Annotated in this window: 18 protein-coding genes and 1 tRNA gene; 11 read left to right on the forward strand and 8 right to left on the reverse strand. The window is 55.2% G+C overall.

Annotated elements, in window-relative coordinates:
• Positions 1-25: 25 nt before the first annotated feature.
• Positions 26-1,240, reverse strand: coding sequence for a tyrosine--tRNA ligase (gene tyrS, locus JMJ04_RS00610; protein WP_201368639.1), 1,215 nt, complete (start codon positions 1,238-1,240; stop codon positions 26-28).
• Positions 1,241-1,566: 326 nt separating this feature from the next.
• On the opposite strand from tyrS, the gene JMJ04_RS00615 reads away from it, so the two are divergent.
• The 3 genes from JMJ04_RS00615 (at position 1,567) to JMJ04_RS00625 (ending at position 4,818) form a co-directional block, all read left to right on the forward strand.
• Positions 1,567-2,013 (forward strand): Hsp20/alpha crystallin family protein, encoded by a 447-nt coding sequence (locus tag JMJ04_RS00615; RefSeq protein ID WP_201368640.1) that lies wholly within the window; start codon positions 1,567-1,569, stop codon positions 2,011-2,013.
• 301 nt (positions 2,014-2,314) lie between these two features.
• The gene (infC, locus tag JMJ04_RS00620; protein ID WP_201372300.1) at positions 2,315-2,965 is read left to right on the forward strand and encodes a translation initiation factor IF-3; all 651 of its coding nucleotides are present in this window, start codon (positions 2,315-2,317) and stop codon (positions 2,963-2,965) included.
• A gap of 383 nt (positions 2,966-3,348) precedes the next feature.
• Complete coding sequence (locus JMJ04_RS00625; RefSeq protein WP_201368641.1) at positions 3,349-4,818, forward strand: S41 family peptidase; 1,470 nt, start codon at positions 3,349-3,351, stop codon at positions 4,816-4,818.
• Between the two features lie 126 nt (positions 4,819-4,944).
• Here the strand turns inward: JMJ04_RS00625 and JMJ04_RS00630 are convergent, their stop codons facing one another.
• From JMJ04_RS00630 to JMJ04_RS00650, 4 genes are all read right to left on the reverse strand, one after another.
• On the reverse strand, positions 4,945-5,862 hold the full coding sequence (locus JMJ04_RS00630) for a hydroxymethylglutaryl-CoA lyase (protein ID WP_201368642.1): 918 nt from the start codon (positions 5,860-5,862) through the stop codon (positions 4,945-4,947).
• Entirely contained in the window at positions 5,859-7,325 is a 1,467-nt protein-coding gene (locus tag JMJ04_RS00635) for a hemolysin family protein (RefSeq protein WP_201368643.1), read from the reverse strand. Before JMJ04_RS00635 ends, JMJ04_RS00630 begins: the two co-directional genes overlap by 4 nt.
• A gap of 83 nt (positions 7,326-7,408) precedes the next feature.
• Entirely contained in the window at positions 7,409-8,839 is a 1,431-nt protein-coding gene (gene glmU, locus JMJ04_RS00640) for a bifunctional UDP-N-acetylglucosamine diphosphorylase/glucosamine-1-phosphate N-acetyltransferase GlmU (RefSeq protein WP_201368644.1), read from the reverse strand.
• A gap of 192 nt (positions 8,840-9,031) precedes the next feature.
• Positions 9,032-9,106: transfer RNA gene (locus tag JMJ04_RS00650), tRNA-Gln, on the reverse strand.
• Between the two features lie 304 nt (positions 9,107-9,410).
• Between JMJ04_RS00650 and JMJ04_RS00655 the strand changes: the two genes are divergently transcribed.
• From JMJ04_RS00655 to JMJ04_RS00675, 5 genes are all read left to right on the forward strand, one after another.
• On the forward strand, positions 9,411-11,018 hold the full coding sequence (locus tag JMJ04_RS00655; protein ID WP_201368646.1) for a carboxyl transferase domain-containing protein: 1,608 nt from the start codon (positions 9,411-9,413) through the stop codon (positions 11,016-11,018).
• 182 nt (positions 11,019-11,200) lie between these two features.
• Entirely contained in the window at positions 11,201-12,184 is a 984-nt protein-coding gene (corA, locus tag JMJ04_RS00660; RefSeq protein WP_201368647.1) for a magnesium/cobalt transporter CorA, read from the forward strand.
• 13 nt (positions 12,185-12,197) lie between these two features.
• Positions 12,198-12,998 carry an enoyl-CoA hydratase-related protein gene (locus JMJ04_RS00665; RefSeq protein WP_201368648.1) on the forward strand — a complete coding sequence of 267 codons (801 nt, stop codon included), beginning with the start codon at positions 12,198-12,200 and terminating at the stop codon, positions 12,996-12,998.
• A gap of 41 nt (positions 12,999-13,039) precedes the next feature.
• Positions 13,040-15,064 carry an acetyl/propionyl/methylcrotonyl-CoA carboxylase subunit alpha gene (locus JMJ04_RS00670; protein ID WP_201368649.1) on the forward strand — a complete coding sequence of 675 codons (2,025 nt, stop codon included), beginning with the start codon at positions 13,040-13,042 and terminating at the stop codon, positions 15,062-15,064.
• Between the two features lie 22 nt (positions 15,065-15,086).
• On the forward strand, positions 15,087-15,992 hold the full coding sequence (locus JMJ04_RS00675; protein WP_201368650.1) for an NAD(P)-dependent oxidoreductase: 906 nt from the start codon (positions 15,087-15,089) through the stop codon (positions 15,990-15,992).
• 71 nt (positions 15,993-16,063) lie between these two features.
• Here the strand turns inward: JMJ04_RS00675 and JMJ04_RS00680 are convergent, their stop codons facing one another.
• From JMJ04_RS00680 to JMJ04_RS00690, 3 genes are all read right to left on the reverse strand, one after another.
• Positions 16,064-17,191, reverse strand: a complete 1,128-nt coding sequence (locus tag JMJ04_RS00680; protein ID WP_201368651.1) for a site-2 protease family protein — start codon at positions 17,189-17,191, stop codon at positions 16,064-16,066.
• A gap of 107 nt (positions 17,192-17,298) precedes the next feature.
• The gene (locus JMJ04_RS00685) at positions 17,299-18,630 is read right to left on the reverse strand and encodes an Nramp family divalent metal transporter (RefSeq protein ID WP_201368652.1); all 1,332 of its coding nucleotides are present in this window, start codon (positions 18,628-18,630) and stop codon (positions 17,299-17,301) included.
• Between the two features lie 144 nt (positions 18,631-18,774).
• Positions 18,775-20,010 carry a competence/damage-inducible protein A gene (locus tag JMJ04_RS00690; protein WP_201368653.1) on the reverse strand — a complete coding sequence of 412 codons (1,236 nt, stop codon included), beginning with the start codon at positions 20,008-20,010 and terminating at the stop codon, positions 18,775-18,777.
• Between the two features lie 439 nt (positions 20,011-20,449).
• On the opposite strand from JMJ04_RS00690, the gene JMJ04_RS00695 reads away from it, so the two are divergent.
• The 3 genes from JMJ04_RS00695 (at position 20,450) to JMJ04_RS00705 (ending at position 24,477) form a co-directional block, all read left to right on the forward strand.
• The gene (locus tag JMJ04_RS00695; RefSeq protein ID WP_201368654.1) at positions 20,450-22,840 is read left to right on the forward strand and encodes an adenosylcobalamin-dependent ribonucleoside-diphosphate reductase; all 2,391 of its coding nucleotides are present in this window, start codon (positions 20,450-20,452) and stop codon (positions 22,838-22,840) included.
• A 297-nt stretch (positions 22,841-23,137) separates the two neighbouring features.
• Positions 23,138-23,728, forward strand: coding sequence for a hypothetical protein (locus JMJ04_RS00700; RefSeq protein ID WP_201368655.1), 591 nt, complete (start codon positions 23,138-23,140; stop codon positions 23,726-23,728).
• A 110-nt stretch (positions 23,729-23,838) separates the two neighbouring features.
• Positions 23,839-24,477, forward strand: coding sequence for a DsbA family oxidoreductase (locus tag JMJ04_RS00705; RefSeq protein WP_201368656.1), 639 nt, complete (start codon positions 23,839-23,841; stop codon positions 24,475-24,477).
• The last annotated feature ends 44 nt before the right edge of the window (positions 24,478-24,521 follow it).

A 24,521-nucleotide genomic window follows, 5' to 3' on the forward strand; every position in this document is an offset into this window, starting at 1 on the left:
GCGTGCCCTTCCTTCTTGAGCTTGCTCAGACCGTCAGGCGCAGGTACTGACGCTTACCCACTTTGAGGATCGCTCCAGGCGCCACCGGGACGACAAACTCGCCATCGGTGATGCGCGTGGCCTCGCCGCTCTCGCCCTGCAAGAAGATCGAGACGCCTCCCTGCTTGATCAGCTCGCGCGCCTTGTTATTACTGGCTGCCAGCCCTGCGGCAACCATCAGCGCTACGATATTGGTAGGCTCGCTCACGATATATGAGGGAATATCCGTTGGCAACTTGCGCTCGGAGAACTGGCGAATAAAGGCCTCTTCCGCCTCCTGGGCTTCGGACAGCGTATGGAACTCGGTCACAATCTCGCGGGCCATGCGTCGCTTCACGTCGCGAGGATTCAGCGTGCCCTCCTGAATCTTGCGCTCAAACTCATTCAACTCCTCGGTCGAGACATCGGTCAGAGCCTCGAAGTAGGTGCGCATAGCATGGTCGGGCAGCGACATGAGTTTGCCATACATATCATTGGCGGGCGCGGTAATAGCAATATAATTATCCAGCGACTTGCCCATCTTCTTGACGCCGTCCAGGCCGACAATTAAGTTGACCGTCAGGATCTGCTGCGACTTCTGACCAAAGGTTGGCTGCAATTCGCGACCCACCAGGAGGTTAAAGGTCTGATCGGTACCACCCAGCTCGACATCGGCCCGCAGCGCCACGGAGTCATAGCCCTGGAGCAGCGGATACATAAACTCGGCCAGGTAGATCTCAATCCCGCTCTTATAGCGCTTGGAGAAGTCATCGCGCTCAAGCATCTGGGCTACCGTCTTATATCCGAGCAGCTTGATCGCATCTCCCAGGGAGAAGGAATTGAACCACTCGCTCTGGCGCCGTACCTCGGTCTTTTCGCGATCCACGATGCGGAAGAACTGGTCGAGATAGGTGGCGGCATTGGCGTTTACCTGCTCTTCGGTCAGGGGTTTACGCGCCTCTACACGCCCACTGGGATCACCCAGGCGCGCTGTCCAGTCGCCGATAACCACGACCGGCTTATGCCCCAGTTGTTGGAACTGGCGCAGCTTGCGGAACACGACGGCATGGCCAATCGTGAGGTCGTAGTGCGTGGGATCAACACCCAGTTTGATGCGTAGCGGCTCTCCGTTATTGCCTTCCAGCAGCAGACGACGCAGGTCTGCCTCTTTTTCCACCTGCGCGACACCACGTGTCAGCACATAGTCAATTAGTTGCGTCATTGGTTTCTCTTGTACAGACACCTCAACAAACCTCTCAGCGTTCAAATTTGCGCATGCTATAGCTCTTTTTCACGCATTCTGCGAAAAATTAATCAAGCGCATTGTAGCAAAATAGCTCACTCTCGTCGAGTAGGGCAACTTGATAACAAGACTATCAAGTTTTCTAACAATTCTCTTATATACCTTTTACGTTCTTCTAACACTCCCCGAAGTATACTATCGGCAGTGAACGAGAGAGATACACAAACAAACAGGCGGGCGAGAGCCATATACACTCCGTCCGCACCTATACAAAATACTTTCTTAGTAATAAGGAGGACTATACAATGGCTAACCTTACTCGCTACAACCCTTTCAATGAGTTCGTTTCTCTGCGCGAAGCGATGGATCGCCTCTTTGAGGACAGCGTGATTACGCCACGCACCACTGGCGCCTTCTTCAATCGCGCGCTGCCAGCCAACCTGTATGAGACGGCTGAGGACTTTACGCTCCAGGTACCGATGCCCGGTGTCAAGCCTGAGAACGTCGAGATCAACGTCCAGCAGGATGTGGTGAACCTGAAGTGGCAGACAGGTGTAGAGATTCCTGAGAATGCGACAGTGCATTATCATGGCTTCCAGAAGGGCGAGTACCAGCAGAGCTTTACTGTTCCTTCGCCCATCAACTCCGAGCGCGCCGAGGCAAGCTACAAGGATGGTATTCTGACCCTGCGCCTACCCAAAGCGGAGCATGCTCGCGCTCGCACCATCAAGGTCAACGCTGCCAACAGCTAAGCGAGACAATCTCAACAAAGGGGCTTTCGACACCGAAGGTTGCCTGATACGATAAGGATAAGGAAGAACTGGGAGGCTCATATCCCCCGGCTCTTCCTTATCCTTTAGCCCATAATGCGCTCTTGCAAACCAGCTTCTCCCGTAGTATACTAGTACCATTCGCTGCTGGACGATAGCGGATCAGTATGTTATGTGCTTGAAACCATGAGCAGGTATCTTACCGCTCAGGTTAACGGGCAAACGTGATGCATAACGGAACGTCATTCAATATTCACTCATCACCGAAGAGGAGGTTCGGCCTATTAACAGGGACTTTCGTGGCAACGACAACAGACCACGTGAGACACGTACCAACGAACGCGTCCGTGCTCGTGAGGTACGCGTTATCGATGAAAATGGCGAGATGTTGGGAGTGATGCCCCCAATGCGTGCTCTTGATATCGCACGCGAACGTGACCTTGACCTGGTCGAGGTATCTCCAAATGTAGTTCCACCCGTATGTAAACTGATGGACTACGGTCGCTTCAAATACGATCAGAACAAAAAAGAGAACGAGGCCCGCAAAAAGCAGAAGATTGTTACCGTCAAAGAGATTCGCCTGCGCCCTCGTACCGATGACCATGATATCGAGGTCAAGACACGCAAAATCCAACAGTTCCTTGCTGAAGGCGACAGAGTCAAGGTTAGTGTCCAGTTTCGTGGGGCAGAGATGCGCCACCCTGAAATTGGCCGCCGCTTGCTCGACGACATTGCCGAAGTCTTGAAAGGGACCGTGACCATTGAGCGTACTCCTTCAATGGAAGGACGTATGATGTCAATGATCCTTTCTCGTGCCCCCGGCTGGGAACCGCCCAAGAAACAAACTCCCCCTCCCTCTGACAAGCAAAAGGCTAGCGATACTCCCGCTGAAGAAATGCCTCAAAGCAGCGATGCAAAGGACGCGACACCATAAGCGCTACTCTGCGCCCGGTCGCTCTTTTCTGTCTGTCTGTCCTCTTTACGATCGTTCCGTAGAAAAGGAAAACAGCATGGCAGAAGAAGTCACTATCAGGCCACAAAAAAGAGAGCATAGGTTATAAGCTATGCTCTCTTTTTTTATGGTCTCCAGACGATTTTCCTTTTTAGGAACTTTTTCGCTATGCTCACCCTGGAGTTAGGCAGCAAGCAGAAAAGAATTGAAAATCCTACATTTCCTCTTTCAAGAATTGACTTTTGCGCATAACACAACTAAGATAGAATCACATTTCACAACAGATACATAAGTAACAATATACTCCTTTGGAGAGTTCTACCGTTTCCCGTACACACAACATAACGCCACATGGAGGCTTCTCGGTGAGTAGATATGATGACCCCCGCTGGTACGAAGAGCAGCATGGCAATTCCATGCCCCCTCAACCTCCAGCATATGATGATCTGAACCAGCTACCCCCTCCCCCTGCACAACCTGGAGGAATGCCTGGCTACCCTTACGCTCCCGCCCCCTATAATCCCTACCAGCCCTACCAGCAACAGCCTGGAGTGCCGCAAGCCGGGCATCAGCGCCCCAAACGGCGCAATCTTGGCCGCATCTTCGCCCAGGCTCTGACCCTGGTCGCACTCGTCGTGCTTGCCTTCTTTGGCGGCTGGTTCGCGCACCAGCTTTTCGGCAATTCATTTTCCACTCCCAGCAGCACTGATTCGCGAGCTTATTCGAACCTCATTCAGCAAGCCTGGACCGTTATCGACCAGCATTATGTTGATCGCAAGGCCGTCGATTACAAGAACATGTCCTACTCCGCGATTCGCAGCATGGTTGATTCCTTGAAGGATCGAGGACATACGCGTTTTATGACGCCTGAAGAGGTCCAGTCTGAGAATCAGCAGTTGAGCGGCAAATTCATCGGAATCGGTATCTACCTGCACCAGGATCCAAAAACCAAGGATCTCTCCATTGCGAGCACCATTCCTGGCGCTCCTGCTGAGGGTGCGGGGCTGAAGCGCGGCGATATCCTGCTCTCGGTCAATGGACAGGACGTGCGTGGCAAGGATACAACAGCGGTCAGCCAGCTGATCAAGGGAGAAGCCGGGACAAGCGTCACCATTAAGGTTCAGCGCCCGGGACAGAATCAGCCGCTCACCTTTAAGATCGAACGCAAGGAGATCAACGTTCCCAATGTAATTCTGCACTATATCCCTGAAGAGCATGTCGCGCACATCCAGATCGTGCAGTTTACCAATGGCGTCTCCGACCAGTTGCGTGACGCCCTCCAACAGGCCAAAGATAAGGGCGCGAAGAAATATATCCTTGACCTGCGCGATAATCCAGGCGGCTACCTCAACGAGGCCACTCAGATCGCCAGCATGTTCGTCAAGAGCGGCAACGTGCTGATTGAGAAAGATAGCAGCGGACGGGAAACGCCGGTACCCGTTACTGGCAGTACGATTGATACCCAGAGCACGCTCGTTGTCCTGATCAATACCAACTCTGCCAGCGCAGCAGAGATCGTTACCGCGGCCCTCAAAGACAATAATCGTGCCTTCGTCATCGGTGATCCACATACCTTTGGCACCGGAACGGTTCTACAGCAATACTCCCTCTCGGATGGCTCGGCAATCCTGCTTGGCGTCCAGGAATGGCTTACACCAAAAGGAAAGTTCATCCGCGACAATGGCGTTGAACCTAACCAGGTCGTCAAATTGCCAGACAGTAGCGCGCCACTTACCCCCGCTGATGAGAATAGCGGCAACTACTCACTCCAAAAGATACTGAGCAGCGGCGACACCCAGTTGATCGCAGCCCTCAAGTATCTGCAAAATCACTAAGCTAGCATCTCGCCCAGGTAGACTGTAATACGCCCTGACAGCCTTCAGCTGTCAGGGCGTATTACAGTCTACCTGGGCGAGCCACCGCAAGTGCAAGGGCATCTCGCATACATCAAGAAGATAGCGTTAATTACAGGCAGACATGGCAGCCTGGTAATACTTGCTTGTAGGGGTATGACCAAGGAAGGGGGCGATGGTACGCGTTGCCGCGACGAGCTTCTCCAGGTTCACACCTGTCTCAATCCCCATGCCATTGAGCATATACACCAGGTCCTCGGTCGCCAGGTTTCCAGCCGCGCCAGGCGCGTAGGGACACCCACCCAGGCCACCCGCTGAGGAATCCACAGTCGTAATCCCCATCTGTAAGGCCGCCAGGACATTGGCCAGCGCCGTGCCACGCGTGTCATGAAAATGAACCGCTAGCTGGCTCGCTGGGATGCTGTGGTGGGAGAGCAGAAGATCCAGTACTTCGATCACCTGCTTTGGCGTCGCAACTCCAATCGTGTCCCCCAGGGAGAGTTCGCTTACCCCCAGGGAGAGCAAGGCCAGCGCCACATCCGCCACTTTTTCGGGGGCGACCTGGCCCTCATAGGGACAGCCAAATACTGTTGAGATATAGCCGCGCACCGAGACACCTTCCTGGCGCGCTAGCTCTATAACCGGGCGAAAGTTCTCCAGGCTCTGTGCAATGGTCGCGTTAATATTATGGCGGGTAAACTCCTCGCTGGCCGCAGTAAATACGGCAATAGCACGCACGCCTGCCACTAGGGCACGCTCCATACCCTTGCTGTTGGGGACCAGGACAGGGTACTCGACGCTCTCCAGGTGTTTGATGCTTTGCATCACCTCGCTGGCATCGCTCAACTGTGGAATGGCTCGTGGGCTGACAAAAGAGGTGGCCTCGACAACTGGCAGCCCCGCCTTGCTCAGAAGGTCAATGAAGCGAATCTTCTCCGCTGTTGGAACCAGTGCCTTCTCGTTCTGCAAGCCATCGCGTGGCCCAACCTCGACCACGCGCACACGCTCAGGCCAGGAGACGCTCATGCGACACCTCCAGATTGCTCATGGTAGCTAAAGGCCGCCTCTGGCGTGGGAGTATAGATCTGTTCGGTCTCACCCTTTTTCTCACGCTCCTGCTGTGAGGGAAGGACCAGTACCTCTCCCTGTTCCTGCTCGGGCTGTGACTTCTCCTCCGGCTTGCGCTCAACGCGAATCGTCAGAATACGGCGCCCCTTGGTACCCAGCACAGTAAAGGTCAACCCCTGATAGCGCACGGTGTCGCCAACCGAGGGGATCTTATCCAGTTGTGCATACACAAAGCCACCCAGCGTGCCATAGTCTTCGTCCTCAAGCTTCATATCCATGATCTCGTTAAACTCATAGATACCAACCTTGGCGTCAAAGACGTATTCGTCATCGCTCACCTTCTCATACAGGTTCTCTTCGCGGTCATACTCGTCTTTGATGTCGCCCACAATCTCTTCCATTAAATCTTCGATAGTGGCCAGGCCCGTCACAGAGCCATATTCATCGACAACAATGACCATGTGGACGCGTTTCTGGCGGATCTCGCGCAGGAGGCCATCAAGCTTCTTAGTTTCAGGGACAAAGTAGGCGGGGCGCACCAGGTCACGAATCAGCAAGTGATCATGCCCCTCGCGCAACTCTTTGAGCATATCTTTAGTATAGAGGACGCCAATAATATCATCAATCCCTTTCTCAGCATCATAGACCGGGATACGCGAGAAGCCACCCTGCATGGCAACATCCACCGCCTCAGTGACGGTCGCGTCACTGGCAAGGGTGATCATATCGATGCGCGGCACCATTACCTCGCGGGCCGTGGTATCGCCGAACTCGAAGATGCTGTGGATCATCTCGGTTTCTGCCTCTTCGAGGATTCCCTCTTCTTCGCCCACGGTTACCAGCATACGCAGCTCCTCCTCCGTGACGAAGGGACCTTTGCGCTTCACATGCCCGCCCAGCAGGCGAACCAGGGCCGTAGTCATGACGCTCAGGAGGGAGACCAGCGGACGCAGAACCCAGGCCGCCGCCAGGACGGGACCAACCAGGGTACGCGCCCAGCGCATAGGATTCTGCACTGCCGCGGTCTTGGGGGTAATTTCACAAAAGATAAGCACCACAGCGGAGGTAATCACCGAAGAAAGCAGCTCACCCCACGATGAGGAGAAACGCAGCGCCAGAACCGTCGCCAGGCTGGAGGCCACAATGACGGCCACACTGTTGACGATGAGAATAGTCGAGAGAAAGGTATTTGGCTCTGCGAGGAGACGCTCAATCTCGATGGCGGGCTTATCGCCCTCGTCAATGAGATTTTTGAGCTTGATACGACTGACAGAAGTTAACGCTGTCTCAGCAGCGGAGGCCACACCACAGAGGATGAGCATGAGCAGCAGAATAGTAATCTGCAACCACGCCTGCCCATCCAGACTTGGTATGTGAAAATCGATTGCGGCTGCTAAACTACCTAGTTCAGGGCCGTCCATAGTTTTGTAACTGCCTTTCAAAATGTGTTCGTGCCTGATACACCTTATACGAAGTTTATAAAGTTCGGTTACACGAAGACACTTTATTGTTTTTCACCTGCGGGTGCGCTTACATCCTCTTCCTGCTTCAAAGAACGCAGAAAACGGGCAGGAACGCCAGCCACAAGTGTATCGTCGGGAACATCTCTGGTTACGACCGCGCCGGCACCCGTATACGCACGATTTCCAATCGTGACAGGAGCCACCAGCGTGGTATCACAACCAATAAAAGCACCCTCTCCTATAATTGTACGATGTTTTTCTTTGCCATCAAAATTTGATGTAATGGAACCGGCGGCAATATTGGTGCCGCTACCAATGGTCGCATCGCCCATGTAGCTAAAGTGATGCATCTGGGTCTGGGGACCAAGATAAGAGTTTTTCACCTCGGCATAGTTCCCCAGGTATACACCACGCGCCAGGTGGGCGCCAGGGCGGCAGTGACTAAAGGGTCCCACACGTACCTCGGCCTCAAGCGTCGCTTCCTCCAACACAGACTGGCGAATGATACAGCGCTCGCCAACTGTAGAATGCTCAATCGTCGTGCCCGGACCGATGGTACAGTCGGCACCAATGACCGTTCTGCCCATAAGCATAGTATTTGGCAGCAGCACGGTATCAGGCCCAATTTCAACCTCGTCATCAATATACGTCGTCGCCGGGTCGAGAATCGTTACCCCGGCATACATGTGACGCTCAAGAATACGCCTCCGTAACAGCTGCTCAGCCTGGGCAAGCTGCACCCGATTATTGATGCCCACGGTGTCATCCAGCGTCCCCTGTACCGTCGCGATCTCACGCCCCTGCTGACTGGCGATCTCAATTAAATCTGTCAAGTAGTACTCGCCACCCGGATTGCGTGGCAGGGCCTCTAACGTGGGCCAGAGCCAGGAGCGCTCAAAGCAATACACGCCCGAGTTGATCTCGTCAATGCGCAACTGCTCCGGCGTGGCGCGCTTAACCTCGACAATGCCCTGCACGCGTCCAGAACCATCACGCACAATGCGCCCAAAGTCAGAGGGACCTTCGCTACGCGCGGTCAGGAAGGTAATAGTCGCCTGCTTTGTAATATGCTCAGTAACGATCTGCGCCAATATCTCGGCCCGCACCAATGGAGTGTCGCCATAGCAGACCAGCACCAGGTCAGGTAGGGGAGAGAGGGCATCAACGGCCTCTTTCGCCGCCAGCACGGCATGCCCTGTGCCAAGCTGTTCTTCCTGCAAGGCATAATGGCAGCGCTCACCAAAGGCGGCTTCGACCTCCTCGGCATCATGGCCAAGCACGACGACGGGACGATGAGTGGAGACGGTGTCATGAAATGGGGCGAAGACTGACGTAGAAGGAATGGCTTCAACGGCCTTAAGCACATGATCAAGAAGAGGTGACCCGGCAAGCCGGTGTAATACCTTGTGTAGACGTGAACGCATCCGTGTTCCCTTGCCAGCGGCAAGCACCACGGTCGCATAAGTATGCATATATGTTTTGCGGCGTGAGACCCCTGTCAGGCGTAGTAGGCAACGCCGCGTCTCCTTTCAGGTTCTCGCGATGGCGAAAAGTGGCAAGTGTGCAGCTTCCCCGTTACTAACGCTGGCAAAAGCCGTAATTAGCAAATCAGACATTAGCATGCTAATGTCTGAGAGGAATGGTGTTATCCATTGTTGTAAAAGTGGCTCGGGTGCCAGGATTCGAACCTGGGAATAACGGATCCAAAGACCGTCGCCTTACCGCTTGGCCACACCCGAACGCAGATATACTGCCCGGTGAGGATCATATCTAATCACCTCACACGCCTGTATAGTACACGATCTCAAGCCATTTGTCAACAGTATTTTCGAGTAGAAGTCAGCGTGTGCGATAAGGGTGCATGCACCCTTATCGCACACGCTGACTTCTACTTAATTTTCCTTGACGCTGTTTCTGTGCGGTGCTATCCTGCATTTGGGGCGTGTTCTCAAAATCGCGCTTCTCGCGCCTCTGTTTTGAAAGAAGGTAGCAATGAGGCTAGCTTCAGGTTCCCACATCACTGCTGAGAGGAACAACACTACTATGGCTATTCTTGACTCACGTATAGATACGACCAGCTCCGAGTATCAGGAGAATACACAGGCCTTCCAACAACTGCTTGAGCAATTGCAACAATCAGTTCAGGCCGTACAGCAGGGCGGTGGCGAGGACGCGGTGGCCAAGCACCGCAAGCGCAAGAAACTCCTCCCTCGCGAGCGCATCGAACTCCTCTGTGATCCCGATACCCCTTTTCTTGAGTTCAGCCCCCTGGCGGCCTGGGATATGTATGAGAACGAGGCTCCATCTGCAGGCATCGTTACAGGCATTGGCGTGGTTGAAGGACAGGAATGCGTCATCGTCGCCAATGACGCCACGGTCAAGGGCGGCACCTATTTTCCCATGACGGTGAAGAAGCACCTGCGCGCCCAGGAGATCGCCGAACAGAATCACCTGCCCTGTATCTACCTGGTTGACTCGGGTGGAGCTTATCTCCCCTTGCAGGCCGAGGTCTTTCCCGACCGTGACCACTTCGGGCGCATCTTCTATAACCAGGCACGCATGTCGAGCCAGCGCATCCCACAGATCGCGGTGGTCATGGGTTCCTGTACCGCTGGCGGGGCCTACGTCCCGGCTATGAGCGATGAGACCATCATTGTGCGTGGCAATGGTACGATCTTTCTGGGAGGCCCTCCCCTGGTCAAGGCGGCGACCGGCGAAGAGGTCAGCGCGGAAGACCTGGGCGGTGCAGATGTCCATTGTCGCACCTCGGGCGTGACCGATCACTATGCCATGAATGATGAACACGCCCTGGCCATCTGCCGTAGCATCGTCTCGCACCTCAATCAGCGCAGGTATCTCCCCTGGGAGGTTCGCCCACCTCGCCCACCTCGCTATGACGCTAATGAGCTCCTAGGGCTGGTGCCACGTGATCCACGCAAGAGCTATGATGTACGCGAAGTCATTGCCCGCCTGGTCGATGACAGCGATTTTCACGAGTTTAAAGAGCTCTACGGTACGACGCTGGTGTGTGGCTTCGCGCGCCTGATGGGCTATCCGGTGGGCATCATCGCCAATAACGGCATCCTCTTCTCCGAGAGCGCCCTCAAGGGCACGCACTTTATTGAGCTATGCGCGCAGCGCCAGACGCCGCTAATCTTCCTGCAAAACATTACTGGCTTTATGGTTGGGCGCCAGTATGAGAACGGCGGCATCGCTAAAGATGGCGCCAAGATGGTTATGGCGGTCGCCAACGCACCCGTCCCACGCTTTACGGTGATTATTGGTGGCTCGTTTGGTGCCGGCAACTATGGGATGAGTGGGCGTGCCTATTCCCCTCGCCAGCTCTGGATGTGGCCCAATGCACGCATTTCGGTTATGGGTGGTTTGCAGGCCGCGACTGTGCTGGCAACAGTACGCAAAGAGGGTCTCGCGGCACGCGGCAAGAGTATGACGTCCGAGGAAGAGGCAGCCTTTATGCAGCCCATTCTCGATAAATACGAGGAAGAGGGTAATCCCTACTACAGTACGGCGCGCCTCTGGGACGATGGCATCATCGATCCTCGCGACACGCGCAAGGTGCTGGCGCTTGGAATCGCAGCCTCGCTCAATGCGCCACTACCCGAGACACCCTTCGGCGTCTTCCGCATGTAGCCAGATGACAACGCGTAGCGAGCTAGCGCCCCTGATCTGGCGGGTTGTGCCTGCCCCTGAGAGATGACATATAGAACAAAAGGACGGCTCCCTCGACGTCCTGGCGTTCTTATGTGTATCATTTCTGTAGCGCTTTCACGCCTATCAAGGCAGGCCAACACCCAAACAGGAAAGGATTATCCATGATCCGAGGCACATATTGCGATAAAAAGCAGCAGACCTTCCATTCCATTACTGACCTCAATGAGCTGAGCCAATTCAAAGACAATGATGACATCTTCCTCTGGGTTGACTTGCAGGACCCCACAAAGGAGGAATTGGCTAAACTGGGAGTGGAGTTCCAACTCCACCCACTCGCGCTTGAGGATGCCACTCATGAGCACCAGCGGCCAAAAATTGAGGAATACGATAACTTCTACTTCGTCGTCTTTTACGCGGCCCATCTTGAGGCAGAGACAGGCGAGCTTGACTTGCGCGAGATCGATATCTTTCTGAACAAGCATTACCTGCTTACGGTACACGAAAAACCTATTGAGGATCTCAAAGAGATTCAATTGCGCTGGACACGCAACGTGCAACAATTACACTGGGGAACGGGTATTCTCCTCTACTCTTTTCTCGATACCCTGGTCGATGACTATTTCCCGGTTGTTGATGCCCTGGTTGACCAGACAGAGGAAATTGAAGATCAGCTCTATATCCAGCGAGGCCAGTTACGCGAACGCGATACAGCCCTCAAGCTCTTGACGCTGCGCAAGAAATTCCTGGCACTGCGACGCGTGGTCACACCTCAGCGAGATATTCTTAATGTGTTGACGAATCACGATAGTTCGATCTTCGATGAACGCATCAACATCTATTTTCGCGATATCTACGACCATATCACGCGCCTGGCCGATACAGTTGATCTGTATCGTGATCAGTTAAGCAGCACGATGGATGCCAATCTGACCGTGGCCTCAAATGAACTAAATAAAGTCATGCGCACCATGACGGCTGCCTCGATCATTTTGATGGTAGATGCCCTGATCCCTGGCATCTACGGCATGAACTTTGAGAACATCCCTGAGTTAAAATGGGAGTATGGCTACTTTGCCGTCCTTTTTCTTATGCTTGGACTCACTATTGGACTGATCGTTGTCTTTCGCCGACTCAGGTGGTTCTAACGCAGGAGAGACTATGCTAGACTATCAACATCTGACGATTACCTATACTCATCAGGATCGCGTAGCTCGGGTGGCGCTCAATCGGCCAGAGGTTCGTAATGCCTTCAATACGCAGACGATGCAAGAGCTGGTGCGAGCCTTCCAGACCCTGGGAATGGATGATCGCCTGCACGCTATCGTGCTTACAGGCTCGGGCAGCGTCTTCTGCGCTGGCGCGGATGTCAGCATGATGCAGCAGAGCGTTCATTATACCGAGGAGCAAAATCTGGAGGAAGCGCTCTTTCTCTCAGACCTCTTACATACTATCAATACATGTCCCTGCACCGTCATCGGGCGCGTCAATGGCGCCGCGATGGGGGGTGGAGTGGGCCTCATCGCGGTCTGCGATATTGTTATCGCCACGCAGACCGCCCGCTTTGGCCTAAGCGAGGTCAAGCTGGGCATCGCGCCCGCGGCCATCTCGCCCTATGTCATGCGCAAAATCGGCGAGAGCCAGGCCCGCGCCCTCTTCATGACTGGTGAGCGCTTTGACGCCGAGCGCGCACAACGTATCGGCCTGGTACATACCATAGCGCCCACCGAGGAGTTAGACGAGGCGCTGGAGAAAACCCTCGCTGAGCTCTTAACCAGCGCCCCTCAGGCGGCGCGCGTCTGTAAAATGCTGGCGCTGAGCGTGGGTACAATGCCACATGATGAGGCGCGCCGCTTGACGGCGGCAACTATCGCCAAGCTACGCGTCAGCCCCGAGGGGCAGGAGGGTCTGCGCTCCTTCCTGGAGAAACGTCGACCCAACTGGATTACCTCCGCCAACTAAAACCTTGTCATACATGCACTACAACGACGTGGGAAAAGCATATGTTTAAGAAGATTCTCATCGCCAACCGTGGCGAGATCGCCGTTCGCATCCAGGCTACCTGCCGCGAGATGGGTATCCGCACTGTTGCTATCTACTCTGATGTCGACCGCCAGGCTCGCCATGTCCGTGAGGCTGATGAGGCCTATCGCCTGGGTCCCGCCCCCGCGAGCGAGAGCTATCTGCGCGGAGATATCATCCTGGAGATCGCGCGCCAATGTGGCGCCGAGGCCATCCATCCCGGGTACGGCTTCCTTTCAGAGAATGCCGATTTCGCCGAAGCATGCGAGCAAACCGGGATTGTCTTTATTGGTCCGCCAGCCTCCGCTATGCGCCTGATGGGCTCAAAAATCGCAGCCAAACAGATCGCTGAGCGTGTTGGAGCGCCTGTAGTTCCAGGCTATAACGGAGAACGCCAGGATGCAGACGCCCTCCTGGCGGAGGCCGAGCGCATCGGTTTTCCGCTGCTCATCAAGGCTTCGGCAGGCGGTGGTGGCAAAGGCATGCGCGTGGTAAACTCCCTCCAGGAGCTGCCAGAACAACTGGCGGGCGCCCAACGCGAGGCCGGGGCAGCCTTCGGCGATGACACCGTCTTCCTGGAACGCCTGATACTGCACCCCCGCCACGTTGAAATCCAGGTCCTGGGCGATAAATATGGCACCCTGATCTATCTGGGTGAGCGCGAATGCTCTATTCAGCGCCGCCACCAGAAGATTGTCGAGGAGAGCCCGTCAGTAGCACTTACCCCCAGACTACGTGCCGAGATGGGGGAGGCCGCCGTGCGCATCGCCTCGGCCGCGGGCTATGTCAACGCGGGCACGCTGGAGTTTATGCTCGACGACGATGGCAACTTCTACTTCCTGGAGATGAATACGCGCCTACAAGTCGAGCACCCGGTTACAGAACTGGTAACGGGGCTAGACCTGGTGCGCCACCAGCTCCTAATCGCCTCTGGCGAGCCACTCGCCTTTACGCAAGAGCAGATTACGACTCGGGGACATGCCATCGAGGTCCGCCTCTACGCGGAAGACCCACAGCAACAATTCCTGCCCTCAACCGGCACTGTGGAGTTCTTTGCTCCCCCGCAGGGGCCAGGTATCCGCGTTGATAGCGGAGTGGAGCCTGGCGATGAGGTTACCCAGTACTACGATCCTATGCTGGCCAAGCTCATCGTCTATGGCGAACATCGCCTCGCCACCCTGGAGCGCCTGAGTAGTGCCCTTGAGCAGACAGCCCTCCTGGGTGTGACTACTAATCTGTCGCTGCTGCAAAAGATCAGTACCAATACCGCCTTTCGCGAGGGGCAGACGCATACCAGCTTCCTCGATGAGCAAGACATGCTTGCCCCTACGGTCCCGGAGCCACTCCCAGCCGAAGTTCTGATCATAGCCGCGCTTGCCGATCTTGCGCCCGCGCTCTCCTCAACGCCCACTCTTACGGGCACATCCCCATGGCAGAGCCTGGGTCCCTGGCGCATGCCAGGTGGCAGCTATACACGGACCTACCTTTCTACAGAGCAGCGTCATACCATCACACTAACTCCGCTTTGGGATACAATAGAGGGCAGGCATACTTTCGCCCAGTCGCAGAACTGGCGGGTAAGTATCGATGACGACCCACAGGAGCACATCAGTTGCCTGACACTCTCGGCTCATAGCTATCTGCTCACACGCGCGGGACAACAAAGTAAACTCGCGGCCCTGCGCAAAGGAGAGGAGACGCTGATCGCTTATCGCGGAGAGAGCTACATGCTTGAAGGGCGGCGCGCTCCCGATATTGCCACCACGGCCCAAGGCAGTGGACAGGGGAATGCGCAAAAGACCCTGAAAGCTCCCATGGCAGGAACCCTGGTCAAAATCCAGGTGCATTCAGGCGAGCAAGTAGAGGCCCACCAGGTGCTGGCGGTCTTAAGCGCGATGAAGATGGAACACTCGATTATCGCCCCCTACGCCGGTCGCGTACAACGCATCAATTACCAGGAGGGCGCGGTTGTGCCAGGAGGAGCCGTCATTATTGAAATTGAATAAAGCGCAGGAAGGAATAGACGCTATGCAAGTCGGCTTCATTGGTATCGGTGTCATGGGGCGCCCCATGGTCCTCAATCTTCTCAAAAACGGGCACGAGGTGACCATTTTCGCGCGCCATCCTGAGAAAGCAGATGTCCAGGAGGCTTTGCAGGCCGGAGCCAAACAGGCCCCCTCACCGCGAGCCGTAGCCATGGCCTCCGAGATCGTCATTACAATGGTCACCAACTCCCCCGATGTCGAGGCGGTTGTCGCCGGTCCCCAGGGCGTGTTCGAAGGGGCGCGTAAGGGATTAATCGTGATTGATATGAGCACCATCTCACCCAGCATGACACGCAAATTGCATGCCCAGGCTGGTGAGCGAGGAGTTCACTTCCTCGATGCACCGGTCAGCGGTGGATCCCAGGGCGCGGTCAATGGTACGCTCTCGATCATGGTAGGTGGCGAAGAGGAGATCTTTGAGAAGGCGCGCCCGGTTCTTGAGGCCATGGGCAAGAAGGAGAATATTTTCTATGTCGGCCCCAGTGGCGCGGGCGAGATAGTGAAGATCGTCAACAATATCCTTTGTGGTACCATTGCCGCCTCTATCGCCGAGGCCTTTGTCCTGGGTGTCAAAGCTGGCGCAGATGTCGATATGATGGCAAAGGTCGTTGGCGTCAGCAGTGGCGCGAGCTGGCAGCTCGCAAACCAGTTCCCCATGCGCGCCTTCAACGGCAGCTTCCAGCCCGGCTTTATGACCGACCTGCTGCATAAAGACCTGGGCCTGGCACTCGACCTGGCCTCTGAGAATCAGACACCCGTGGCCATGACCGCGATTGCGCGCCAGCTCTACGAAATGACCCGCGCCTCCGGGCATGGACGCGATGATTATACCGCGCTCATGCAGGTCCTGGAAGAGATGGCCGGCGTCGAGGTTCGTAGTAAACAATAGTTAACATAGTGGGAGATAGTGTGGCCCCTGGCAGCCTGAGGCTGCCAGGGGCCACACTATCTCCCACTATGTTAATTCACAACAAGCATGCCCTGAGCGATTGACATGCCCAGGAAGAGCACCGCCGCGAGGCCAAAGTAGAGCACAGAGATGAGGATGCGCGTCGATATCGGGACCGTATAGAACGCCTTCATCTGTGGGCTATTGGAGCGAAAACGCGCAGAAAAGAGCTGGGAGCCTGCTATTATCAGGATCAAGACTAGCCAGAGCGAGAAGTTCCCGTGCATCCACTCCCAGACCTCGAAGCCCAGCAAGAGAATAAAGCCCGCAATCCAGATGCGACGGTCGACCGCACCCAGGATACGCCCTCCATCAAAGGGCACCACCGGGATCAAGTTGAGCAGGTTGATAAAGAAACCAAAGTAGGCCAGGGCCATCCAGATGTTACGCGGATCGGGCTGTATCTCAGCAATAGCCAGGCAGACGCCCGCCGAGATCGCGCCCGCGATGGGACCACCAATGCTGATCTCAGCATCGTCCTTGGCATTCGTCGGCAGGCGTTGCAGAAGCGTCATCGCGCCAAAGAACGGCACAAAGACAATTCCGCCCACCGGCATGCCTTTGAGCTTGAGAATCAAGGCATGTCCAAGCTCATGAATAAACAAAAGCGCCACGATGCCCACCGCGAACTGCCAGCCAAAAACGATAGAGTACAGGCCAATGGTGATGAGGGCCGAGAAGCCTGCCCAACCGAACTTGAGCAATATCGCCAGACCCTTGAACTTGAGTAACCAGGAAAACAGCGCCACAATACCTGTGCCGATGCCAGCCAGGCCACCTCGCTTCTTTTTTCCACCCTCGGCACTGCCACGCCTAGCCGCCTCTTGTTGCTCTACGCCCACATCCGTGGTGTATCCCTCCAGGCTCTGTGGCCCCCGGTACGCACCTGTGACTTCAGGCTGGACAGAAACAAGTTGCTGTTCCTTCGCGGCATAGGGGTTATAAACCTGGTAAGGACTATAAGACGATGTGGAGGCGCTAGCAGCCTGCTCGGGATAGATCTTGTCGGCCTCTTCCCTGGGAGATGGCGCATAAAAACCAGGCTGCATATACTGTTTCGGCTCCTGCTCCTCCTCGTTCTCCTGGCCGCCAAACTCCCTGTAAGTATATTCAAAGGGATTATTTCTGTCTTCGTTCACGCAATGGCCTCGATTCTGCGCTGCATCGCGCATACACACATCTCATACTATAGATAACAACGTCCAATTTCTCTCTGCTATTCCAGAAAGTGGCCTCTACACCGGACTTAACCGGAAAAAGCTGGAAGGATATAATTTGTGGTCAGCCAGAGTATGACTAAAAGCGAGATCAGAATAACGGTCGCCCAGGAGATGATATTAAACACCACCCCATTGACACGTCGCCCCATCAATCGTCGCTTGTTGACTAACAGGATAATAAACACCAGGAGGATCGGCAGCATGGCCGCGTTCAATCCCTGCAAGAAGACCAGTACCTGGATGATGGGAAGGCCCGGGATCAGCGTTACCAGTACCCCCAGGATAATCAGACCTGTAAAGATGCTTTGAAAGACGGGCGCCTCGTTAAAGCTCCGCGAGACGCCTCGCTCAAAACCAAAGGCTTCACAGATACCGTAGGCGGTCGAGAGCGGTAGGACCGCTGCGGCAAGCAGGGAGGCACCAAAGAGGCCAATGCCAAAGAGGAGCGTCGCGTAGGGGCCGGCAAAAGCCTTCAGGGCCAGGGCCGCATCCAGCGCTGTCTCAACTGATTGATGGTGCGGATAGAGGGTCGCGCCGGTCACGACAACCACAAAGATCGCGATGAGGACCGCGAAAATAGTCCCACTATAGACATCCAATTGCTCATAGAAGTACTCGCCCGCATGTATCCCTTTATCTGCGACCGAGGCCTGGACAAAAAACTGCATATAAGGGCTAATCGTCGTACCCACCAGGGCCACTGCGGCCAGGAGGTATTTCTGATTACCAGTAATTGAAGGGAAAACAATCTGCCTTCCAACCTCGCTCCAGTCTGGATGGGCAGCGAACGCAGCCGGGATGTAGGCCAGAAATCCGAGGGACATAAACAAAAAGATAATTTCAACGCGGCGATAGGACCCCTTGATCACCAGCCACCAGAGCACCAGGGCGGTTAACGGCACAACGATATACACCAGGGGGGTATGCACATCACCCGTGAATACCTGGACGCTCATCGCGATACCCATAAATTCGGAGATGGTGACGCCCGTATTCGCCACCAGCAGAGCCAGCATGGCCAGGGCCGCCCACCTGACCCCAAACTGCTCACGTATCAGGTCCGCCAAACCCTTGCCCGTGACAGCCCCCATACGCGCACACATTTCCTGCACAATCGCCAGGCAAAAGCCCGCTATGACGAGTGCCCAGAGTAGTCCATAGCCAAAGTCGGCGCCCGCAGTCGAAAAGGTCGCGATACCACCGGCATCGTTTCCTGCGTTCGCGGCGATGAGTCCTGGCCCCAGGACGGTAAAAAGCTTTAGGAGCGGCGATGTGCGGCTGATACGAAACCGTGAACGTCGCTTCGGCTCACCGCGCTCCCGCACGGCTATTTTTGTCTTTTGGCGCTTTGTATCCATAGGCCCATACCCAGGGGGAGCAAGATGGACACTTGCTCCCCTGACCTTTCCCGATCCTTATTCTTTCATGGCTCTGATCATAGCATGCAGGATATGCTCTTACAAGAGACGTATGCTGCATGCCAGTAGCCCAATGGTAATAATCTATTTTGGCTCTACACGTCCCTCTAGATAGAGCCTGAGTAGATTTAATGCTGTATTGACGGCATGGCGTTTGTTGTCACTGCGACTGGATCTCCATCCCGGTCCCATCCCTGTGACCACCCCATTGGGGCCTGCTACCGCGATATGCATTGTTCCCGCGGGCTTCCCATCAAGTTCATCTGGACCCGCCACCCCCGTCACACTAATACCAAAATCAGTCCCTATCTCCATACGCACCGCCTTCGCCATCGCGATAGCTGTCTCCTCGCTTACCACGCCATAGCGCTCAATCGTCTCACGTGGCACGCCAAACTGCGCTTTAAGATCAGTGCTATAGGAAACGATACCGCCGATGAAGTGGCTGGAACTGGTCTTGAAATCCGTAATGGTGCTGGCAAGCAGGCCGCCTGTTAGCGACTCCATGACGGAAAGCGTCTGATGACGCGCTTGGAGCAGGCTTCCGGTAACGCTGGCGAGCGTATCCCTATCGGTGCCAAAGATCAGCGCACCCAGGATCTCACGTGCCTGCACTTCTGCCTCCGAGACCAGTTTCTCAGCCTCTTCGCTTGTGGCAGACTTGGCGCTGATACGCACATCGACGGCATCTGGTTTGGCGTAGGTCGCCACAGTTGGATTACTGTTATGAATCAATTCACCCAGGCGCTCCTCGACGGTCGATTCACCCATGCCATACACCCGCAGGATACGCGTAAAGATCGTTCCGCCCAGGTAGGGAGCCAGGCGCGGGACCGCCTCCTCTTCCCACATGCGGTACATCTCACGAGGGACACCTGGCATAGCCACGATGATCTTCTGATCTTTCTGCACAAACCAGCCGGGCGCGGATCCACGCGGATTGGGCAGAGACTGCGCCGAGGGAATCAAGGTCGCCTGTTTGAGATTGCGCTCGGGCATGTCTCGTCCTGAAAAACGCGCACGTAACTCCTGCTCCAGGACTGGATCAACACGCATCTCCTCGCCCATGAGTATACTAATTGACTCACGTGTCAGGTCGTCCTCAGTCGGCCCAATACCCCCCGTCATGATGACGAGATCTGAGCGTTCCAGGGCACGGCGCAGCGTCTCCACGACACGCTCCTGATTATCACCCACCTGCGAGACATGATATAAATCAACGCCCAGGCTCGCCAGGCTCTGCGCCAGGAACGTGGCGTTGGTATCTGAGATGTGTCCTAACAACAGCTCGGTTCCACACGAAATAATTTCTGCCCTCATAAATCCTCCCTGCATATGGCCTCAGGTGGCCTTACACTTGCCTTTCTGCGCGTACCTACCAGGTGCTTTTACGCGTTTCCTCATCATATCACAAAAGCCACTGGCACAACATATTGTGTTAAAATTTATTAATCAACACAATATGTTGTGCCAGTGGGGTTGTTTTTGGTCGCCATTGCGAGTATACTGGATAGCGTAGAATATATTTTCGATAGCGAAACATGAGGATACACCCAAAGGGCTCTCAGCCGCATGTGTCTCACGTATCCATACAGCACCCACACAATTGACATGGTCCATGTCTCCATCGTTTTCAGCGCTGTCTTCTCGCATCCATATTCTTTTGTATTGCACATAAAGCGACCTGGATGGCCGCAAAACAGTATCTAGCTCATACTTGATTTGACGCCCAGAGTACAAGGAAAAGGAGCAAGCCTTTATGGTAGAACAACAGAAGCCACCACGACAGTCTGACTCCACGATACAGTCTGCACCTACCTCCGACATAGCCTCGCCCACCCAGTTAGAAGGCATTCGCCAGAAGGTGTTCATGGATAGATACTCTCTCAAGGATGCCACCGGACAACCTCTGGAGTTCTACCCTGAAGATATGTGGAAACGCGTCGCCCGTGGCATCGCCTCTGTCGAGCAAGGCGAGGAGAAGCAGGCCTTCTGGGAGGAGCGCTTCTACGACGCTCTCTCCAACTTCCAGTTTGTTCCCGGTGGACGCATCCTCGCGGGCGCCGGAACCGGTCACCAGGTTACATTTTATAACTGTTTTGTAGTGCCAAGCCCGGAAGACAGCCGGCAGGGTATTCTGGAGAATTTGAAGGTCATGACCGAGATCATGGCGCGTGGCGGCGGCGTCGGGATCAATCTCTCCACACTCCGCCCACGTGGCTCTTATATCAAAACGGTCAATGGCACGGCCTCTGGTCCCTGCTCCTGGGCGCAACTCTATTCGGTCGCAACCGGCGATGTCATCCAGCAAGGTGGTTCCCGGAGGGGGGCTTTAATGCTTATGCTGGATGACAACCATCCAGACATCGAAGAGTTTATCACGGTGAAGAAAAAGGCGGGCATGATCGAGCACGCCAACCTCTCGGTCTGCGTCTCCGATGCCTTTATGCAGGCCGTCAAGGACGATGCCGACTGGAACCTGGTCTGGCAGGACGAGGTCAAAAAGACTATCAAGGCGCGCCACCTCTGGGACCTGATCTGCACCTCGGCCTGGGAATCCGCCGAACCAGGTGTCGTCTTCATGGATCGCTGCAACAAAGAATCAAACACATGGTATTACGAAACGATACGTTGCGTAAATCCATGTGGAGAGCAACCGCTTCCAGAGTGGGGAGTGTGCAACCTGGGTGCACTTAATGTCGCGGCCTTTGTCTCGGATGGAGCCATGGATTGGCAGCGATTGGCAGAGATAAGCAAGGTCTCCATGCGTTTCCTGGATAACGTCATTGATGCAACCGACTACTTCTTTGAGGAGAACCGCGAGGCCCAGCTCGGCACGCGCCGCACAGGCCTGGGAACTATGGGTCTCGCCGATGCCTTGATCAAGATGAAGGTCGCCTATGGTAGCGAGGCCTCGATCCCGGTGATTGAGCGCATCTACTCGACGATCCGCGACTCGGCCTACGAGGCCTCAACGGAGATCGCCGCCGAGAAGGGACCCTTCCCACGCTTCGAACGCGACAAATACCTCCAGGGCAAGTTCATCAAGCGCCTGCCCAAATCGCTGCAAGAGAAGATCAAGAAGCACGGCACACGTAACGCAGTCCTGCTTACCCAGGCACCCACCGGCACAACCAGCCTGCTTTCAGGCGTCAGCTCGGGTATTGAGCCAGTCTTTGACTTCGCCATGATCCGGCGCGACCGCACGGGTGAGCATATTCTCTATCATCCCCTGCTCCAGGCCTGGCGCGACGCGCATCCCAACGCATCAACACCTCACTACTTTGTCTCCTCAAAGGACCTCTCACCCGAGGAGCATATACGTGTACAGGCGACCGTCCAGCGCTACACCGATGCCAGCATCAGCAAGACAGTGAACGCGCCTAACAACCATACCGTCGACCAGGTCGAGACACTCTATCGCCTGGCCTATGAGATGGGCTGTAAGGGCGTGACCTACTACCGCGATGGCTCGCGTGACGCGGTACTGACTCGTATCGAGGATGAGAAGAAGCAGAAACAGGCCACAGGCGATGCGAACGAGACCCAGGGCCTTATGATGGAGCCTGTGACCTCGATCCGCCAGGGCATCAAAGAGCGACCCGCTGTTGTCCACGGCTATACACGCCAGGTGCGCGCCCCCGAGGGCAAGATCAACATCACTATCAATAGTGACGAGCAGGGTCCCCTGGAGGTCTTTGTGACCCTGGGTAAGGCCGGTAGCGATATCGCGGCCCTCTCCGAGGCTCTGGGGCGCCTGATCTCGTTGAACCTGCAACTGCTCAGTCCGCTCTCGCAGATGGATCGCGCCAAGGTCATCACCGAACAGCTACGCGGCATCGGCGGCAGCCGCTCGGTTGGTTTCGGCGTGCAGCAGGTGCGCTCACTGCCCGATGGCGTAGCCCGCGCGCTGGAACTGCATATCGAGTCACAGCTCGCAAGCGAGAAAGAAAAGGAGGACGCCGCCTCTGAACAGGACGATCCCCCTGTTGAGCAGAAGCACAATGGAACGAATGGCACCTATCATGAGCATGGCGACCTTAGCACACTCAACCTGACGGGCAACCTCTGCCCCCAGTGCGACTGCAACACCATGGTCTACGAGGAAGGCTGCCGCAAATGCTATAACTGCGGCTATAGCGAATGCTAGCCTCGTGCCTACGGCGCTAGCCTCGGTAGGTAATAGAGTGAGCCCTGGCAGCTATAAGTTGCCAGGGCTCACTCTATTACCTACCAGAAAGAAGTTACACACAATATACTAACGCTCGCTCTTATTTTCGCATTCCTCCTCATCAGAAGAGCAACGTCACCAGATCCTGAGCATATTTTTAGACCCGCCTTCCACATTTTGAGCCAAACTTTATTCCTTTTCCTCTATACTAATAACACAGACACCTGCTATTTGCTCAGTAACACCAGTGACTCATCAATAAGAATGGAAACGCTTATGCAGTATTTACTCCTGCCTTTTACACACAGTATCGATAGAGAAGCAATCGATCAGGCTCTGGTCATGGCAGAGAACCTCTCTGCCTGCCTGGTATGTGTGGCCTTCATTCCTTGCTCGCCCGACAAACACAAAGGAATTCGCCTGGAACGTATTCAACAAGCCAAAGACTTTCTGGAATATATGTACTACCGGGCCAGGCAGACAGGCGTAACGCTACAGCGTATGGAACTTTATGTCCCCAACCTTGAGGAGAGTATCTTACGCCTCTCGCAGGAGATGGATAATGCACCCATCCTGCTCTTCACGCGCCACGAACGCGGCATCCTGCTTGACCTCTCAACTATTCGCAACGTGATAGAGGATGAGCGCAGTCGCTACTACCTGCTCCTGCTGGCTCAGCATCATGGTAGCATCGCGCTCCCCCAGTTCCTCCAACCGCTCCTGCAAAAATATCAGGGGACGGCGAAGGCACCTGCTCTGCGCTTCCTTGGTCCCCATCGCGCCGATCCCGAATCCATGCTGCTCGGCTCACATCGTCTTTTGGATATAAGAAATGGGAGCCAACCATTTCTCAGAAGCAATTTCTAGGCGCTTTCAGCCACTCTCCATTTGACATTCATCTTTGCGAGGGAATATTCTATAATCGCACACTTCAGAAAGTAAAGTGTGACTATTGATACAGTTGGGGAGTGATTTTCATGAGCTTGGAAGCTACGCAACCCAAGAAAGTAAACATGCACGTTGATCCACTCTGCCCGCTGGCGTGGCGCACCGCCCTCTGGATGCGCAATGTACGCCAGGAGCGTCCAGTGGACATTACCTGGAAACTCTTTAGCCTCGAAGTGGTTAACCGCCAGGAGGGTGTACAGCCCGACTATGTGAACGGTCGCGGCTGGACCGCGCTTCGCACCCTGGCCCTCGCTCGTCGCCAGAAAGGGAATGAGTCCCTGGAGAAACTCTACGTTGCGCTGGGAAATGCCGCCCACGGACGCAAAGAGAATATCAGCGAGCGCTCAGTCGTCGAGGCAGCTGCACAGGAAGCGGGACTCGGCAGCAACTTTGTCGCCCAGGCCCTCGCCGATGAGTCGACGGTCCAGGAGGTACTCAACGACCATAAAGAGGCCGTTGATCGCTACGCGGCCTTTGGCGTACCCACCATCGCCTTTGAGGGTTCGACCGTAGGCTTCTATGGCCCGGTCATCCATAGTGTACCTGAGGGCGAAGAGGCTGCGATCCTCTGGGATCATACCGCCTACTTCCTGACCCAGCCCAATGTCTTTGAGTTGAAACGCGACCGCGCCCAGGCTCCATCCTGGGAACCTGTTTCCGCCAAATAATACAATTGGTCAATGATGTAGTGCACCGCGACAGCCGCAGGCTG

The organism is Ktedonobacter robiniae, from assembly GCF_016587375.1.
In the GTDB taxonomy this organism is placed as follows: domain Bacteria; phylum Chloroflexota; class Ktedonobacteria; order Ktedonobacterales; family Ktedonobacteraceae; genus Ktedonobacter; species Ktedonobacter robiniae.

Excerpts from the sequence above, each read along its gene's own strand:
- tyrS (WP_201368639.1), bottom strand. The coding sequence starts at position 1,240 with ATGACGCAACTAATTGACTATGTGCTGACACGTGGTGTCGCGCAGGTG.
- JMJ04_RS00615 (WP_201368640.1), top strand. The coding sequence starts at position 1,567 with ATGGCTAACCTTACTCGCTACAACCCTTTCAATGAGTTCGTTTCTCTG.
- JMJ04_RS00630 (WP_201368642.1), bottom strand. The coding sequence starts at position 5,862 with ATGAGCGTCTCCTGGCCTGAGCGTGTGCGCGTGGTCGAGGTTGGGCCA.
- JMJ04_RS00635 (WP_201368643.1), bottom strand. The coding sequence starts at position 7,325 with ATGGACGGCCCTGAACTAGGTAGTTTAGCAGCCGCAATCGATTTTCAC.
- glmU (WP_201368644.1), bottom strand. The coding sequence starts at position 8,839 with ATGCATACTTATGCGACCGTGGTGCTTGCCGCTGGCAAGGGAACACGG.
- JMJ04_RS00655 (WP_201368646.1), top strand. The coding sequence starts at position 9,411 with ATGGCTATTCTTGACTCACGTATAGATACGACCAGCTCCGAGTATCAG.
- corA (WP_201368647.1), top strand. The coding sequence starts at position 11,201 with ATGATCCGAGGCACATATTGCGATAAAAAGCAGCAGACCTTCCATTCC.
- JMJ04_RS00665 (WP_201368648.1), top strand. The coding sequence starts at position 12,198 with ATGCTAGACTATCAACATCTGACGATTACCTATACTCATCAGGATCGC.
- JMJ04_RS00670 (WP_201368649.1), top strand. The coding sequence starts at position 13,040 with ATGTTTAAGAAGATTCTCATCGCCAACCGTGGCGAGATCGCCGTTCGC.
- JMJ04_RS00675 (WP_201368650.1), top strand. The coding sequence starts at position 15,087 with ATGCAAGTCGGCTTCATTGGTATCGGTGTCATGGGGCGCCCCATGGTC.
- JMJ04_RS00685 (WP_201368652.1), bottom strand. The coding sequence starts at position 18,630 with ATGGATACAAAGCGCCAAAAGACAAAAATAGCCGTGCGGGAGCGCGGT.
- JMJ04_RS00690 (WP_201368653.1), bottom strand. The coding sequence starts at position 20,010 with ATGAGGGCAGAAATTATTTCGTGTGGAACCGAGCTGTTGTTAGGACAC.
- JMJ04_RS00695 (WP_201368654.1), top strand. The coding sequence starts at position 20,450 with ATGGTAGAACAACAGAAGCCACCACGACAGTCTGACTCCACGATACAG.
- JMJ04_RS00700 (WP_201368655.1), top strand. The coding sequence starts at position 23,138 with ATGCAGTATTTACTCCTGCCTTTTACACACAGTATCGATAGAGAAGCA.
- JMJ04_RS00705 (WP_201368656.1), top strand. The coding sequence starts at position 23,839 with ATGAGCTTGGAAGCTACGCAACCCAAGAAAGTAAACATGCACGTTGAT.